Raw genomic sequence first — 14,177 nt, 5'->3', positions numbered from 1 at the left:
CGCGGACCGGGATGCGCGCGCTGAAGTCGCGCGGCGCGAACCGCAGCGTTCAGGCCGGTCCGCTCAGGCCGGTCCGCTCAAGCCGGTTCGCTCAGATCGGCCCGCCGATCGCCACGGTGCGGCCCAGCGTGGTCGCCACGCCGGTGGCCAGGTTGGTGTAGGTGACCGAGACGGTGTCGATCACGCCGCCGCCGGCGCCGCTCTGGTAGGTCACATAGCAGCGGTTGGTCGTGCACGGCAGGACCATGCCGAGATCGTTGGTCCACACGTAGCTGTAGGTGCCGGCCGGCAGGTTGCGCACCTCGAAGTCGGCGCGATAGCTGCTGGACGGATAGAACGAGGTGCAGCGGCCGAACGGGCCGTTGCCCGGCTGGTCGTTGGGGCCGACGAAGCACCACAGCAGCGGATTGCTGCCGGGCTGGGCCTGGGCGGTGGCGGGCACCGCGAACGAGCCGATCGCGGCCAACGCCAGCGCGCCGGTCAGCGCCGCATGCGCCAACGTGGATCCAATCGATTTCATGACATCCCTTCCTGTGTATGGCCAGTCCATTCCTGGCGAAGCCAGCTTAGGCGGCCGCGCCCGCGCGCACGCCGGACTGTCGGTACTGACAGGGGCGTGCCGCGTCCGCGGCCGCGGCGGCGCGCGCAACTGCGGCACCGGTCCGTTTTCCGCGCCGCGCCGCAGCATGGCCTTGCGCGGCCCGCCGCGGCGGGTTGCCGCACTCGCGCGCGCCGGCGCGGTGCGATAATCGGCCGCTTCCCGATCCGCCGTTCCGACCGCGAGGCCATCCGTGCTGCAACTGCTGATCTACCTGCGCTATCTGTCGGTGGCCGGCCAGATGCTCACCGTGGTGTTCGTCGCCCAGCGCCTGAACCTGCCGATCCCGGCGCGCGCGCTGCTGTCGATCTCGGCCGGGCTGCTGCTGTTCAACGTGCTCAGCCACTGGTGGTGGCTGGCCCACCGCGAGGCCGGCCCGCGCGCGCTGGCGCTGCAACTGCTGGTGGACCTGCTGGCGCTGACCGCGCTGCTGTATTTCTCCGGCGGCCCGGCCAATCCCTTCGTTTCGTTGTATTTGGTGCCGGTGGCGCTGGCGGCGATCGGCCTGGACATCGCGCCGATGCTGGGCCTGACCGTGCTGACCGCGGCGTTGTACACCTGGCTGATGGGCCACCACGTCGAGCTGCCGCACCTGCACGGCAGCGATTTCCAACTGCACGTCACCGGCATGTGGGTCAATTTCCTGCTCTCGGCCGGGATCATGGTCGTGGTGCTGAGCCGGTTCATGACCATCGTGCGCGAACAGCGGCGCAGCCTGTCGGAAGCGCGCGAACGCGCGATCCGCGACGAATCGCTGTCGGCGCTGGGCTCGCTCGCCGCCGGCACCGCGCACGAACTCAACACGCCGCTGGCGACGATGGGCCTGCTGGTCGACGACTGGATGTCCGGCGAACACCCGCCGGCGCGCGAGGACCTGGAGCTGCTGCGCTCGCAACTCGCGCATTGCCGCGACCACGTGCGCGCGCTGGCCGAGATGGCGCGCCGCGGCGCCGCCGGCGAGAGCTCGGTCGAGCCCGGCGACGCGTTCGTGCACGCCTGCGTCGACCGTTGGCGGCTGTTGCGCCCCAACGCCACCGCGCGCTTCCGCGGCGGCGCGGCGGGGCGCCGGGTGCGGGTCGATCCGGGCCTGCAGCAGGCGCTGATCAACCTGATCAACAACGCCGCCGACGCCAACGCCGCGGCCGGCGTCGACGAGCCGGTCGAGGTCGAGACCGGCATGCGCGAAGGCCGGCTCAACATCGCCATCCGCGACCGCGGCGCGGGGCCGGCGCGGATCGCGCGGCCGCGTCGCGACCATCCCGGCAGCGGCCTGGGCATCGGCCTGCTGATCTCGAAATCGAGCATCGAGCGCAGCCGCGGCACGGTGAAGCAGAGCGAGCGCGACGGCGGCGGTTGCGTCACCGAAGTCGAATTGCCGCTGGTCGCGGAGGGCGCGGCGTGAGCCTGCCCGCGCGCATGCTGCTGGTCGACGACGACCTGGCGTTCTGCCAGGTGCTGGCGCGGATGCTGGCGCGGCGCGGCATCCAGGTGCAGGCGCGCCACGACGCCGCCAGTGCGCTGGCGGCGCTGGACGAGTTCGCGCCCGAGGGCATCGTGCTCGACCTCAAGCTCGGCGCCGACAACGGCCTGCTGCTGATCGGCGAACTGCGCCGGCGCTGCCCGCAGGCGCGCATCGTCCTGGCCACCGGCTACGCCAGCATCGCTACCGCGGTCGACGCGATGCGCCGCGGCGCCTGGAACTACCTGCCCAAGCCGTTCGACATCGAAGCGCTGGCGCAGTCCTTCGAAGCGCCGGGCGAGGACGTCGCGCCGCCGCCGGCGGCGCCGGTGTCGCTGCGCCGGCAAGGCTGGGAACACATGCAGCGGGTGCTGGCCGAATGCGGCGGCAACGTCTCGCAGGCCGCGCGCGTGCTCGGCGTCGACCGGCGCACCTTGCAGCGCAAGCTGGCCAAGCGGCCGGTCAAGGAGCGGCCGGAGTAAGCGACGGTTTGGCGGCCGACGAGCGACGGGTGCGCAGATATGCGCTGCGCTCGAGGCGGCAGTCCGGCGCGCGCGGCGCGTAGTCGGGCCGCGACGGCGCGGCGACGTGCGCCGCGCGAACGCACGCGCGGCGCAAGACTTCATCGGCAGGGACCTTGCGCGGACGCGCCGTGGCTGGCGGCTCGCCGCTGACACGAAGAGGCCCCGCAACCTGGTTGCGGGGCCTCGCTGCGGTGGAACGCTTTCAGCGGGTTTCGGTTGGCCTCAGGGAATGTCGCATTGCATGGTCGCGTCCACGTAATGCTGGCCGTTGGACAGGGGCTTGTCGAAGGTGACCTTGAACGAGCCTTGCACGATCTTGCCGTTGCGCGAGGTGCAGGCTTCTTCCAGGTTCTTCTTCGCCTTGGCCTCGGCGTCGGCCTTGGTCGGGCCGTAACCGGTGTTGGTGAGGTTGCCGACTTCGGCGAGCGCGGGGGCGCTGGCGAGGACGAGGGCGGCGGCGAGAGCGAGGCAGGGGAACGTCTTCATGAACGCGGGTCCTTGTGTTCGTTGCGTTCGCGCATCCTAGCCGTGGCGAATCGAGGCGAGGTTAAATCCAGGTGAGCGCTGAAAATACAATTCAGCATCGCATGCTTCAAACGTGTCGAAGTTCGATTGAAACGTGCGGATTCGCCGGCGAGCGCCGCGCCGCGCGCCGGCTCAGTGGAAATCGCGCGAATGCGTCGCCAGCGAACCCAGCAACGCGGTCAGGTCTTGCATGCGCGAGACCACGATGTGCTGCACGCCGTCGACGCGTTCGAGCTTGCCGTCGATCGCCATCAGCCGCGATTCCACCAGCACCCGCCGCTGGCGTTGCGCGAGATCGCGCCAGACCACCGCGTTGACCATGCCGTCCTCGTCTTCCAGGCTCAGGAAGGTCACGCCGCTGGCGGTTTCCGGGTGCTGGCGCACCGTCACCAGCCCGGCGAAGCGTACGCGCCGGCCGTGCTCGACCTGCTTGAGCTGCGAGGAACGCCGGCAGCGCCGCGCGTGCAGCGCGCCGCGCAGCAGCGCCAGCGGATGCGGGCCGAGGGTGGTGCCTAGCAGCGCGTAGTCGGCGCGCACGTCCTCGCCGGCGCTGGGCAGCGGCAACGCCACCTGCGCTTCGGCGCGGGCGACGCCGGCGAACAGCGGCAACTGGGTGTCGACGCCGGCGACCGCCCAGCGCGCGCGGTGGCGATGCCCGACCAGCGCGCGCAGCGCGCCGGCGTCGGCGAGCACGGCGCGCACGCGCGCATCGAGCCCGGCGCGTTCGCACAGATCGTCGACGTCGCGCCACGGCGCTTGCGCGCGCGCATCGCTGATGCGGTCGGCCGCGGCTTCGTCGAACCCGGTAATCAGGCGCAGGCCCATGCGGATCGCATGCGGGTGCCTGCGTTCGCCGCGGCCGGGCAGGGCTTCCAGCGTGCAGTCCCAGTCGCTGTAGCGCACGTCCACCGGCAGGATGGTCACGCCCTTGCGGCGCACGTCGTGGAGGATCTGGCCGTGGGTGTAGAAGCCCATCGGCATCGAGTTGATGATGCCGCAGGCGAACGCGGCGGGGTGGTGGTGCTTGAGCCAACAGCTGACGTAGGCGAGCAGGGCGAAGCTGGCGGCGTGCGATTCGGGGAAGCCGTAGCTGCCGAAGCCCTTGATCTGTTCGAAGATGCGGTGGGCGAAGTCTTCGCTGTAGCCGCGCTCGAGCATGCCGCTGCGCAGCCGCTCGCGGTGCGGTTCGAGCCCGCCGTGGCGCTTCCACGCCGCCATCGAGCGGCGCAACTGGTCGGCCTCGCCGGCGCTGTAGCCGGCGGCGACGATGGCGATCTGCATCACCTGCTCCTGGAACAGCGGTATGCCCAGGGTGCGCTTGAGCACGGTCTTGAGCGCTTCGGACGGATAGTCGACCAGGCGCTTGTCCTTGCGCCGCAGCAGGTAGGGATTGACCATGTCGCCCTGGATCGGCCCCGGCCGCACGATCGCGATTTCGATCACCAGATCGTAGAAATCGCGCGGCCGCAGCCGCGGCAGCATTGACATCTGCGCGCGCGATTCGATCTGGAACACGCCGACGGTGTCGGCCTCGCAGATCATGTCGTAGACGGCTTCGTCGTCCGGCTTGCGCACGATCGAGGCCATGTCCAGCCCGCGCAGCCCTTGCGATTCCAGCAGCGCGAACACCTTGCGGATCGCGGTCAGCATGCCCAGCGCGAGGCAGTCGACCTTGAGCAGCCCCATCGCGTCGAGGTCGTCCTTGTCCCATTGCACGATGGTGCGCTTGTCCATCGCCGCGTTCTCTACCGGCACCAGCGTGTGCAGCGGCCGTTCGGACACGACGAAACCGCCGGGATGCTGCGACAGATGGCGCGGGAAGGCGTTCTCGACCAGGATCAGGCTCAGCGCCAGGATGTTGCGCAGCAGCGGCGACTCCGGGTCCATGCCGCGTTCGCGCACGTGTTCGGCCAGCGGCACGTCCTGGCTCCAGCGGTCGAGCGTGCGCGCCAGTTCGCCGATCTGGTCCTGAGGCATGCCCAGCGCCGAGGCCACGTCGCGCACCGCGCTGCGGCCGCGGTAGCTGATCGCGACCGCGGTCAGCGCGGCGCGCTCGCGGCCGTAGCGGTCGAACACGTATTGCAGCACTTCCTCGCGCCGCTCGTGCTCGAAGTCGACGTCGATGTCGGGCGGCTCCTTGCGCTCTTCCGACATGAAGCGCTCGAACAGGGTCTCCATCCGGCCCGGGTCGATCTCGGTGATGCCCAGCGCGAAGCACACCGCCGAGTTGGCGGCCGAGCCGCGGCCCTGGCACAGGATCTCGCGCGAACGGGCGAAGTCGACGATGTCGTAGACGGTGAGGAAGTACGACTCGTAGCCGAGTCGGCCGATCACCCCCAGTTCGTGTTCGATCTTGGGTTGGACCTCGGCGGGAATGCCGTCGGGCCAGCGCTTCGCGGCGCTGGCCTCGACCAGCTTGGGCAGCCAGCTTTTCGGAGTCTCGCCGGCCGGCACCAATTCGTGCGGATATTGGTAATCGATGCCGCGCTTGAGATCGAAGTCGGAACACAACTGCGCGATGCGCAGGGTCTGCGCCAGCAACGGCGCCGGATAGATCGCCGCCAGCGCGCGGCGGATCCGCAGATGCCGCTCGCCGTTGGGAAACAGCTTCGCGCCGGCCTCGGCCACGGTGGTGCGGTGGCGCACCGCGGTCAGCACGTCCTGCAGCGGCCGGCGCGCGCGTTCGTGCATGTGCGCGTCGCCGGCGGCGACCGCGGGCAGGCCGTGGCGCCGCGCCAGCGCGGTCAGCGCGTCCAGGCGGGCGTCGTCGTCGGGGCCGCGGTGCAGCTCCACCGCCAGCCACAGGCGTTCGCCGAAGCGCGCGCGCAGCCACGCGGCGTGTCCGTCGTCGCGGGCGTCGCCGTCGGGAATCCACAAGGCCAGCAGATGCGCGCTGCGCGATTCGAAATCCTCGCCGAGGCTGAGGTATTCGCCCTTCGCCGCGCGTCGCCGCGCCTGCGTGATCAGCCCGCACAGATCGGCGTAGCCGGCGCTGTCGGCGACCAGCAGCACCAGCTTGGGGCCGTCGTGCACGCGGATCTCGCTGCCGACGATCAGGGCCACGCCGGTACGCCGCGCCGCCTGCCAGGCGCGCACGATCCCGGCCAGGGTGCATTCGTCGGTGATCGCCAGGGCGCGGTAGCCCAGGGCCTGTGCGCGGTCGAACAGTTCGTCGGCGGTGGACGCGCCGCGCTGAAAACTGAAAGCCGACAGACAATGCAGTTCGGCGTAGTCGGGCAGCGCGGCCGCGGGCGGTGCGGCGCGGACGGGCAGGGCGCTCATGCGAACCAGCCGTGCACGATCAGCGGGCCGTCGCCGCCGGCGTCGCGGTAGGCCCAGGCGCGTTGGCCGCGCGCGGTTTCGACCAGGTAGTAATCGCGCCGCACGTCGTCCTGGTCCCACCAGCCCGACTCGATCCGCTCCGGGCCGGCGAGGATGCGCGCGACCGGCTCGCGCAGCGGTTCGGGCTCGGCCAGCAGCCAGCCCGGGCGGGTCGCCGGCCGCGTTGGCGCGGGCGTGGCGGCGTGCTTGCCGCGCGCGACCGGCGCATCGCCCAGCACCGGTTGCCAGGCGCGTTCGGGCCGGTGGTCGGGGTGCGCGGCGAGCCCGTGCACGCGTTCGTCGCCGAGCCGCGCGCGCAGGCGCTCGCGCAACTGCGCCCACGGCAGCGCCTGCTGCGGGCGCGGGTCGAACAGGTCGCGCGCGGCCGGCACGAACGGCGGCAGTTCCTCGGCGAGCAGGCGCAGCGCCACCACCGGCGCCGGCAGCTGCGCGTGCTGCAGGCGGCCGCGGGCGAGTTCGAACAGCATCGCCGCCTCGCGCTCCGGCGCGAGCAGGCCGACCGCGATTTCGCTCGGCGGGTGCTGCAACCGATGGCTGTGGCGCTCGTGTTCGAGCAGCAGCTTGAACCGGGCCACGCCGCCGTCGCGGCCGGACAGGTACGCGGCCAGGTCGGCGGTGAGGCGGCGCAGCGGGAACAGCAGGGCCTGGCTGGATTCGGCTTCGTGGCCGAGTTCGATGCGCGCGTCGAAGGCGTCGGGCGGCTGGTAGAACGTCAGCGGCGGCTCGGCCGCGCCGCGCAGCGCGTCCAGGCGCTGCAGCAGATCCGGGCCGAAACGCCGCGCCAGCGGCGCGCGCGGCAGCGCGAACACCGCGCCGAGCTTGCGCAGGCCCATGCGTTGCAGCGCCTGCACCGTGGCCGGGTCGAGCCCGCTGCGTTCGATCGGCATCTTCGCCAGCGCCGGCAGCAGCAGGTCGTCGTCGAAGAACAAGCCTTCGCCGATGTTGGTCAGCGCGCGCGCGGCGAAAGGATTGGGCGCGGCGGCCATGCGGTGGCGGAAGCCGAGTTCGCGCAGTTCCGCGTCCAGGCGCTGGCGCAGTTGCGGCCAGGCCCCGAACAGGCGGCGGCTGCCGGCGATCTCCAGCACCAGGGCGTGGGCGAAGTCGGTGCTGACCTGCGAGCTGTAGCGATAGGCCCAGGCGGCCAGCAACTGGCGCGCGCGTTCGGCCGCTTGCGGGTCGTATTCGGCGGTGCGCACGCCATCGGCGATGGCGTGCGCGGCGACCAGCGACAGCCCCGGCCGCAATCCCAGCGCGCGCGCGGCGGCATTGACCGAGTGCAGGCGGCGGCGCGCGTGCGGACCTTCGACCAGGGCCAGCGGCTGGTCCGGGTTCGGGTGTTGGCGCAGGACCACGTCCATCGCCAGTTGCGGCAGCAGCAGGCAGGCCCAGCGCATGGCGGCGTCAGCGTTGCGGCGTTGGCAGGGTTCGCGGCGGCTGAGCGGACAGCGTCGGGACTGAAGTCCCTCCCACAGCCGCCGGTGCCGCTCTTGTGGGAGGGACTTCAGTCCCGACGCTGTCCGCTCCGATCGCGGCAATAAACCGGACCGGTCGCAACTGCGGCGGCAAGCGGATCACCTCCGCGCCGCGTTCGAGGTCATGGGCCAAGACCGGCGTCGCCTCGACATCGCGCGCATCGCCGTGGCCGAACGCGATCGGCCGCGTCGGCGCATTGCCGCCGCGGCACTTGAGCACGCGCAGCTGCCGCGGCGCGGCGTCGATGGCGATGCGCAATGCGGCGGGCGAGGGGTTGAGCGCGGCGCGCGCTTCGCGCACGGCGAAGCCCAGGCACTGGCCGCTCTCGGCCGCCACCTGCAGGCGCCGCAGGGCGCGGTCGTCGGCGCGCTGCGGCCAGCACAGCACCGCCGCGCACGCGCCCGAACGCAGGCATTGTTCGGCCGCCCACAGCGCATCGCGTCCGCTCGCGCGCACCACCTGCAGGCGCGACAGCGCCACGCCGGCGTCGCGCCAGGCCGGCGCGTACGGCAGCAGCGGCGGATCGACCAGCACGATCATGCCGGCCTCGTGGCCGGGCGCCTCGCGCGACAGCCGCGCCAGCGCCGGCCACAGCAGTTCCAGCTCGCCGACGCCGGCGTGCGGCAGCAGCAGTTCGCTCAGCGCGGCCTCGGGCCAGCCGCCGGTCGGCAGGGCGGCGTCGAGCGCGGCGTGGCCGGTCGGTTGCGCCGACGGCGCGGCCTGCGCGCCCTGGCCGCGCCACAGCCGGCGCGAACCGATCAGGCCGTCCAGCGAGACGGCGCGCGGCGCGGCCGCTCCGCCTGCGGCGGCTTGCTGCGGCGCTTGCTCCAGCGACGCCGCCGATGAAGCGCGCTCCAGCGCAACGGACTGCGATGGAACGGGCTCCGATGATGCGAACTCTGGAGCGAACTCCAATGAAGCGGAGTCCATGGCAGCGGACCCCATGGCAGCGTGCCCCATGGAAACGGATCGCAGCGAAACGGGCGCGCTCATGGCCGGCCTCAGGCGCTGCGGACCAGGCCGCAGTACAGGCCTTCGATGGCGAAGTCGGCATCGGCCGGCACCCGGATCGGCGCGTAGTCGGGATTGCGCGGCAGCAGGACGATGCCGTCGGCGTCGATGCGCAGGCGCTTGATCGTGATCTCCTCGCCCAGCCGCGCCACCACCACCTGGCCGCTGCGCGCCTCGCGGGTGCGGTGCACCGCGACCAGGTCGCCGTCGAAGATGCCGTCCTCGCGCATCGAATCGCCCTGCACGCGCAGCAGGTAGTCCGGCCGCGGCGAGAACAGCGCGCGGTCGACCAGCACGTGCGCCTGCGCTTCGGCATCGGCGCCGATCGGCGCGCCGGCGGCGACCCGGCCCAGGATCGGCAGCGGTTCGTCGTTGCCGCCCGCCCGCGCCGCGGGCGCATCGAGCCCTTCGCGTTCGGCGCGCCAGGCGAGCGCCTCGCGCAGCCCGGCCGGGCGCAGGCGGATGCCGCGCGCACGGCCCGGCAGCAGTTCGATCAGCCCGTCCTCGTGCAGCGCCTGCAGGTGGTAGCCGGCGGAGCGGTTCTGGCGGAAGCCGAAGCGCGCGCAGATCTCCTGCTGCGACGGCGGCAGGCCGTCGGCGGCGAGGCGCTCGTGCAGGAAGGCGAGCAGGGCACGGCGGAGGTCGGTCAGGCTCATGTACTAATTTTAGTAATAGTCGGGGCACGCGGATAGTGCAGGGCGGGCGTGGCCGACGGATGGGAGGTGGCGGATTTGCGCAGAGTGGATCCGCCCGGTCGCAGCCGCTGCGACGCGATCTCCCTGTAGGAGCGGCGCGAGCCGCGACCGCGAACCCGCACGTTCGCAGCGCAAACCTAGGCCTGAAACGCAGTTTTCGCCGCGAATCCGCCGCCCCGCAGTCGCGGCTCGCGCCGCTCTTACAGGGAGCGAACCGACCAACGGTCGTTGACGGCATCCGGTCTCTTCATTAATTTCTGTCTAAACAGAAATTAGAGAAAGCCATGTCCCTCAGCCCGCTGCAAGAACGCTTCATCCTCCACTGGGGCGAGATGGGCAGCCGCTGGGGCGTCAACCGCACCGTCGCCCAGATCCACGCCCTGTTGTTCCTGTCCGAGCGCGCGATCACCGCCGACGAAATCTGCGAGACCCTCAACCTGGCCCGTTCCAACGTCAGCACCAGCCTGCGCGAGCTGCAGGCCTGGAATCTGGCGCGGGTGAGCCATGTGCTCGGCGATCGCCGCGACCATTTCGAGACCTACAAGGACGTCTGGGACATCTTCCGCGCCGTGGTCCAGGAGCGGCGCCGGCGCGAGATCGAGCCGACCCTGAGCATGCTGCGCACCGCCGTGCTCGACGGCGACAACGCCGCGGTGGCGCCCGACCCGGCCGATCCGCGCGACCGCCTGACCCTGGCGCGCATGCGCGAGGTGTTGGAGTTCATGGAGACCGGCACCAGCTGGATCGACGAGATGAACCGGCTCGACCCCAAGACCCTGATCAAGCTGCTGAAGATGGGCGCGCGCATCCAGCAGTTCGTGCGCGGCCCGGTCAAGCCATTGCCGGAACCGCAGGCGCAGGCCGCGGGCGTGCTGTTCGCCGACGAAGCGGGTGAGGGCGATGCGCCCAAGCGCGATGCTCCCGAGCACGATCCCGGCAAGACCGACGCAGGCGAAGGCAATGCCGCCGCGCCGCCCGGCGCGCGCTCGTCCTGAGCCGCGCCCCTTTTTTGCCTCGAAGTTTCTGTAATTACCGAAATAACCGTAGGAGTCGATCATGAACAAGGATCTCGCCCCACGCCCGCCCTTGCCGCAGGCTGTCGCCCTGTACGACCGCGCCTGCCCGCTGTGCCGCACCGAGATGCACCGGCTCAAGGCCCGCGACCGCCATGGCCGCCTGCGCCTGGTCGACATCGCCGCGGCGGACTTCGACCCCGCGCAGTGGGGCTTCGAACTCGACGCGCTGCGCAACGCCCTGCACGTGCGCGGCCGCGACGGCCAGTGGCGGATCGGCGTGCCCGGCATCGCCGAGGCCTACCGCGCGGTCGGCCTGGGCTGGCTGACCTGGCCGCTGCGCGTGCCCGGCGCCGGCCGCGCCGCCGCGCGCGCCTACCGCTGGATCGCGCCGAACCGCCACCGCGTCTCGCGCTGGCTGGGGTATCGCGAAGCCGGCGCAGAACCCGCGCCGCGCTGCGACGACGGCCATTGCCCCACCCACTTCTGAGGAGCCGGCCATGGACCTGCACACGCTGTTCCTGAGCCTGTTGCTGCTGCAGATCGCGATGGGCGCGCTGGACACGATCGCCCATCACGAGGTGATGGAAAAACTCGCCAACCGCCGCAGCGCCGCGCTGGAGCTGAAGCTGCATTCGGCGCGCGGCTTCGTCTACGGCGCGCTGTTCCTGGTGTTCGCCTGGCTGCGGCCGCAAGGGCTGTGGCTGGCGGCGGTGTGGTTGCTGGTGCTGGTCGAGGTCGGCATCACCCTGTGGGACTTCGTGGTCGAGGACGCGACCCGGCTGCTGCCGAACACCGAGCGCGTGCTGCACACCGTCCTCGCGGTCAACGGCGGTGCGATGTTCGCGGTCTACGCGCTGGCCACGCGCGGCGACTGGGCGCTGCCGAGCGCATTGGCACCGGCCGCGCACGGCACGCTCCTGCAAAGCGCGATGTCGTGGGCGCTGACCGCGGCCGCGCTCGGCATCGCCGCCAGCGCGGTGCGCGACGGCCTGGCCGCGCGCGCCAACGCCGCCGAACCGGCGCCGCGGCCGTTGCTGGCGCAGCACCCGCAGCAGCATTTCCTGGTCAGCGGCGGCACCGGCTTCATCGGCACCGCGCTGGTCGAGGGCCTGCTCGCCGGCGGCCACCGCATCACCGTGCTCAGCCGCGATCCGCGCCGCGCCGCCTTGCGCTTCGGCGGCCGCGCGCGCTGCATCGCCGACACCGCCGAACTGCGCGACGACGAACGCATCGACGTGGTGGTGAACCTGGCCGGCGCGCCGGTGGTGGGCCCGCGCTGGAGGCCGCAGCGCAAGCGCGCGCTGCTGGCCAGCCGGATCGGCACCACCGACGCGCTGCGCGCCTGGTGCGACCGCGCCAGCGTCAAGCCGGCGCTGTGGCTGCAGGCCAGCGCGGTCGGCCTGTACGGCGCGCACGCGCGCAGCGCGCCGGAACAGCGCGAGTTCGCGCCGGTCCCCGGCGACTTCCCCAGCGCACTGTGCGCGGCCTGGGAGCGCGCGGCCGCGCCGGTCGGCGAACGCGGCGTGCGCCTGGCGACGATGCGCCTGGGCCTGGTCCTGCACCGCAGCGGCGGCCTGCTGCCGATGCTGTCGCTGGCCGCCGCGCTCGGCGGCGCCGCGCGCCTGGGCGACGGCCGGCAGTGGTTCGCCTGGGTCCACCTCGACGACGTGCTGCGCTTCGTCGAATACGCGGTCGAACACGCCGGCGTGCGCGGCCCCTACAACCTGGTCGCGCCCGGCGGCTGCACCCAGGCCGAGTTCACCCGCGAACTGGCGCGTTCGCTGCATCGCCCGGCGTGGCTGGCGATGCCGGCCGCGCCGCTGCGGCTGGCGCTCGGCGAGATGGCCACGATGCTGCTCGACGGCCCCGTCGCCGCCCCGCAGCGGCTGACCGACCAGCGCTTCGTCTTCGCCCATCCCGTGCTCGCCAGCGCCCTGCGCGGCGCGCACGCCGGTTTGGCGCGCGATCCCCGTTCTGACTATGTGGGTGTAGGACACCCGGGTGAGGGACATGGAACTGTTGCAACGCATTGACCTGCCGGCGCAGACCGGCGCAAACGCCGCCGCGCCCGCGACGGCGGACCGGCCCGCGACGGGCCGGCGCGAACACAAGCGGCCCGAAACGCAGGCGCCGGCCGCGGCCGGCCTCGAGCCCGCGCACGACCTGGCCGCGCTGCTCAAGGCCGCGCTGGGCCCGCGCTGGGCGCTGCTGCATCCGCATATCCGGGCGCGCTTCGAACTGGCCGAAGGCCAGGCCCAGGCCGAGTACGTCGGCGACATGCACCAGGTGCGCTGCACCCGCCTGGGCGCGCTGTTCGCCCGGCTGATCCGCTACGCGCGGGTGCTGCCGCACCACAACGCCGACGACGTGCCGTTCCGCTTCGACGTCGAACCGCTGCGGCGCGAACTGGGCTGGATCAAGACCCGCACCTACCACTTCGCCCAGGAGATCTTCAGCTTCCGCTCGCGCATGACCCTGGGCGCCGGCGGCGAACTGCTGGAGCACTTCGGCGGCGGCCTGGGCATGCGGGTGCGGCTGGAAGTGCTGCCGAACCGGCTGGTGTTCGTCGACGACGGCTATTTCCTGCACTGGCGCGGCCTGCGCCTGCCGTTGCCGCGGCCGCTGTGGCCGGGCCGGTTCGTGCTGGTGCACCGCGACCTCGACGCCGAGCAGTTCGAAGTCTGCATCGACGTCGCCCACCCCTGGTTCGGCCCGCTGTTCCACCAGGAAGGCCGGTTCCAGCGCTTGCGCGGGTGAGCCGCGAGCGGCCGCGCATCGCGCGGCCGCTGCCTGCATCGCGCGGCCGTTGCCTGTAGGAGCGGCGAAAGCCGCGACCGTGGGGAGCAATATCGCGCCGCGAGCATGATGCGGCGCGGTCGCGGCTCGCGCCGCTCCTACCAAAGCGTCATGCGGTTCGAATCGGCATCGACCGCGCGATCCGCACCGGCTCCCTGTAGGAGCGGCGCAAGCCGCGACCGCGGGGCCGCAAGCTCGCGCCGCTGCTACAGCGGCTGCGGCCGCTTCAAGGCGCGCGGAACACCACGTTGTACTGGAACTTACGCCCGGTCGTGGCGCGCAGCTTCTTGGCGTCGCGATGCTCGGGATTGATCAGCGCGTTGTACTCCTCCGGCACGATCACCGACGGCACCAGCAGGATCGCGGAGGCGCCGGACTGCAGCCAGCGCGAGCCGATGCCGACGCTGGCCATGCCGGCCGGCACCGCGTCCCAGCCGCCGGGCAGGTCGGCGGCGGTCATCTGGATGCGCGCCTTCCATACCGCCGGCGGCACCTCGATCGACACCACGTGCCGGTTCAACGGCAGCCCGTGGGCGTCGACGTAGGCGGCCGTCTCCAGCGCCGCCAGCGCCAGCGAGGTCGCGCTGTAGAGCACACGCTGGCCTTCGTCGTTCCAACGCCCGGGAAACTTGGCCGCGCCCGCGCCGCTGAGGTCGTCGGCGCGGTAGGCGCGGGTCTCGCCGGCGATGCGCCATAGTTTCGTCATCGTTTCGGCCTCGTCCTGGCGGCGCCGCGGCG

At 72.1% G+C, this 14,177-nt stretch carries 13 protein-coding genes and 1 pseudogene; 6 read left to right on the top strand and 8 right to left on the bottom strand.

All coding sequences use genetic code 11. The annotated features are described in order from the left end of the window. Positions 1-91 precede the first annotated feature (91 nt). Positions 92-520 carry a hypothetical protein gene (locus tag RDV84_RS21210; protein WP_138884922.1) on the bottom strand — a complete coding sequence of 143 codons (429 nt, stop codon included), beginning with the start codon at positions 518-520 and terminating at the stop codon, positions 92-94. Positions 521-791: 271 nt separating this feature from the next. On the opposite strand from RDV84_RS21210, the gene RDV84_RS21205 reads away from it, so the two are divergent. Next, positions 792-2,000, top strand: coding sequence for an ATP-binding protein (locus RDV84_RS21205; RefSeq protein ID WP_309151499.1), 1,209 nt, complete (start codon positions 792-794; stop codon positions 1,998-2,000). Further along, on the top strand, positions 1,997-2,539 hold the full coding sequence (locus tag RDV84_RS21200; RefSeq protein ID WP_425606208.1) for a response regulator transcription factor: 543 nt from the start codon (positions 1,997-1,999) through the stop codon (positions 2,537-2,539). Before RDV84_RS21205 ends, RDV84_RS21200 begins: the two co-directional genes overlap by 4 nt. Positions 2,540-2,803: 264 nt before the next feature. Here RDV84_RS21200 and RDV84_RS21195 read toward each other — a convergent pair whose 3' ends face one another. The 6 genes and pseudogenes from RDV84_RS21195 to lexA all read right to left on the bottom strand — a co-directional run bounded on the left by RDV84_RS21195 (position 2,804) and on the right by lexA (position 9,588). Further along, a complete protein-coding gene (locus tag RDV84_RS21195) occupies positions 2,804-3,067 on the bottom strand; it encodes a hypothetical protein (RefSeq protein ID WP_309151498.1) in 264 nt (87 codons plus the stop codon). Between the two features lie 171 nt (positions 3,068-3,238). Continuing rightward, on the bottom strand, positions 3,239-6,388 hold the full coding sequence (locus tag RDV84_RS21190; protein ID WP_309151497.1) for an error-prone DNA polymerase: 3,150 nt from the start codon (positions 6,386-6,388) through the stop codon (positions 3,239-3,241). After that, a complete protein-coding gene (locus RDV84_RS21185) occupies positions 6,385-7,842 on the bottom strand; it encodes a Y-family DNA polymerase (protein WP_309151496.1) in 1,458 nt (485 codons plus the stop codon). Before RDV84_RS21185 ends, RDV84_RS21190 begins: the two co-directional genes overlap by 4 nt. Positions 7,843-7,849: 7 nt before the next feature. Then, on the bottom strand, positions 7,850-8,023 hold the full coding sequence (locus RDV84_RS21180) for a DUF6053 domain-containing protein (RefSeq protein WP_250451038.1): 174 nt from the start codon (positions 8,021-8,023) through the stop codon (positions 7,850-7,852). Between the two features lie 63 nt (positions 8,024-8,086). Next, a pseudogene (gene imuA, locus RDV84_RS21175) lies at positions 8,087-8,752 on the bottom strand (translesion DNA synthesis-associated protein ImuA); the annotation flags it as partial. A 170-nt stretch (positions 8,753-8,922) separates the two neighbouring features. Then, complete coding sequence (lexA, locus tag RDV84_RS21170) at positions 8,923-9,588, bottom strand: transcriptional repressor LexA (RefSeq protein ID WP_057947363.1); 666 nt, start codon at positions 9,586-9,588, stop codon at positions 8,923-8,925. A gap of 323 nt (positions 9,589-9,911) precedes the next feature. Here lexA and RDV84_RS21165 point away from each other — a divergent pair, with 323 nt between their 5' ends. From RDV84_RS21165 to RDV84_RS21150, 4 genes are all read left to right on the top strand, one after another. Then, positions 9,912-10,622 carry a GbsR/MarR family transcriptional regulator gene (locus RDV84_RS21165; protein ID WP_309151495.1) on the top strand — a complete coding sequence of 237 codons (711 nt, stop codon included), beginning with the start codon at positions 9,912-9,914 and terminating at the stop codon, positions 10,620-10,622. A 61-nt stretch (positions 10,623-10,683) separates the two neighbouring features. Next, a complete protein-coding gene (locus RDV84_RS21160) occupies positions 10,684-11,130 on the top strand; it encodes a thiol-disulfide oxidoreductase DCC family protein (RefSeq protein WP_309151494.1) in 447 nt (148 codons plus the stop codon). 10 nt (positions 11,131-11,140) lie between these two features. After that, entirely contained in the window at positions 11,141-12,676 is a 1,536-nt protein-coding gene (locus tag RDV84_RS21155; protein ID WP_309151493.1) for a TIGR01777 family oxidoreductase, read from the top strand. Then, positions 12,654-13,400 carry a DUF4166 domain-containing protein gene (locus RDV84_RS21150; RefSeq protein ID WP_078998544.1) on the top strand — a complete coding sequence of 249 codons (747 nt, stop codon included), beginning with the start codon at positions 12,654-12,656 and terminating at the stop codon, positions 13,398-13,400. Before RDV84_RS21155 ends, RDV84_RS21150 begins: the two co-directional genes overlap by 23 nt. A 265-nt stretch (positions 13,401-13,665) precedes the next feature. On the opposite strand, the gene RDV84_RS21145 is transcribed toward RDV84_RS21150, so the two are convergent. After that, positions 13,666-14,145, bottom strand: coding sequence for an RES family NAD+ phosphorylase (locus RDV84_RS21145; RefSeq protein WP_057947367.1), 480 nt, complete (start codon positions 14,143-14,145; stop codon positions 13,666-13,668). Positions 14,146-14,177: the final 32 nt, after the last annotated feature.

This window comes from Lysobacter yananisis, from assembly GCF_031199375.1.
Lineage (GTDB): Bacteria > Pseudomonadota > Gammaproteobacteria > Xanthomonadales > Xanthomonadaceae > Lysobacter > Lysobacter yananisis.
Note: the sequence above shows the minus strand (reverse complement) of the source record. Positions and strands in the feature narration are given on the sequence as shown.

Excerpts from the sequence above, each read along its gene's own strand:
- RDV84_RS21155 (WP_309151493.1), top strand. The coding sequence starts at position 11,141 with ATGGACCTGCACACGCTGTTCCTGAGCCTGTTGCTGCTGCAGATCGCG.
- RDV84_RS21190 (WP_309151497.1), bottom strand. The coding sequence starts at position 6,388 with ATGAGCGCCCTGCCCGTCCGCGCCGCACCGCCCGCGGCCGCGCTGCCC.
- RDV84_RS21145 (WP_057947367.1), bottom strand. The coding sequence starts at position 14,145 with ATGACGAAACTATGGCGCATCGCCGGCGAGACCCGCGCCTACCGCGCC.
- RDV84_RS21160 (WP_309151494.1), top strand. The coding sequence starts at position 10,684 with ATGAACAAGGATCTCGCCCCACGCCCGCCCTTGCCGCAGGCTGTCGCC.
- lexA (WP_057947363.1), bottom strand. The coding sequence starts at position 9,588 with ATGAGCCTGACCGACCTCCGCCGTGCCCTGCTCGCCTTCCTGCACGAG.
- RDV84_RS21195 (WP_309151498.1), bottom strand. The coding sequence starts at position 3,067 with ATGAAGACGTTCCCCTGCCTCGCTCTCGCCGCCGCCCTCGTCCTCGCC.
- RDV84_RS21210 (WP_138884922.1), bottom strand. The coding sequence starts at position 520 with ATGAAATCGATTGGATCCACGTTGGCGCATGCGGCGCTGACCGGCGCG.
- RDV84_RS21150 (WP_078998544.1), top strand. The coding sequence starts at position 12,654 with ATGGAACTGTTGCAACGCATTGACCTGCCGGCGCAGACCGGCGCAAAC.
- RDV84_RS21165 (WP_309151495.1), top strand. The coding sequence starts at position 9,912 with ATGTCCCTCAGCCCGCTGCAAGAACGCTTCATCCTCCACTGGGGCGAG.
- RDV84_RS21185 (WP_309151496.1), bottom strand. The coding sequence starts at position 7,842 with ATGCGCTGGGCCTGCCTGCTGCTGCCGCAACTGGCGATGGACGTGGTC.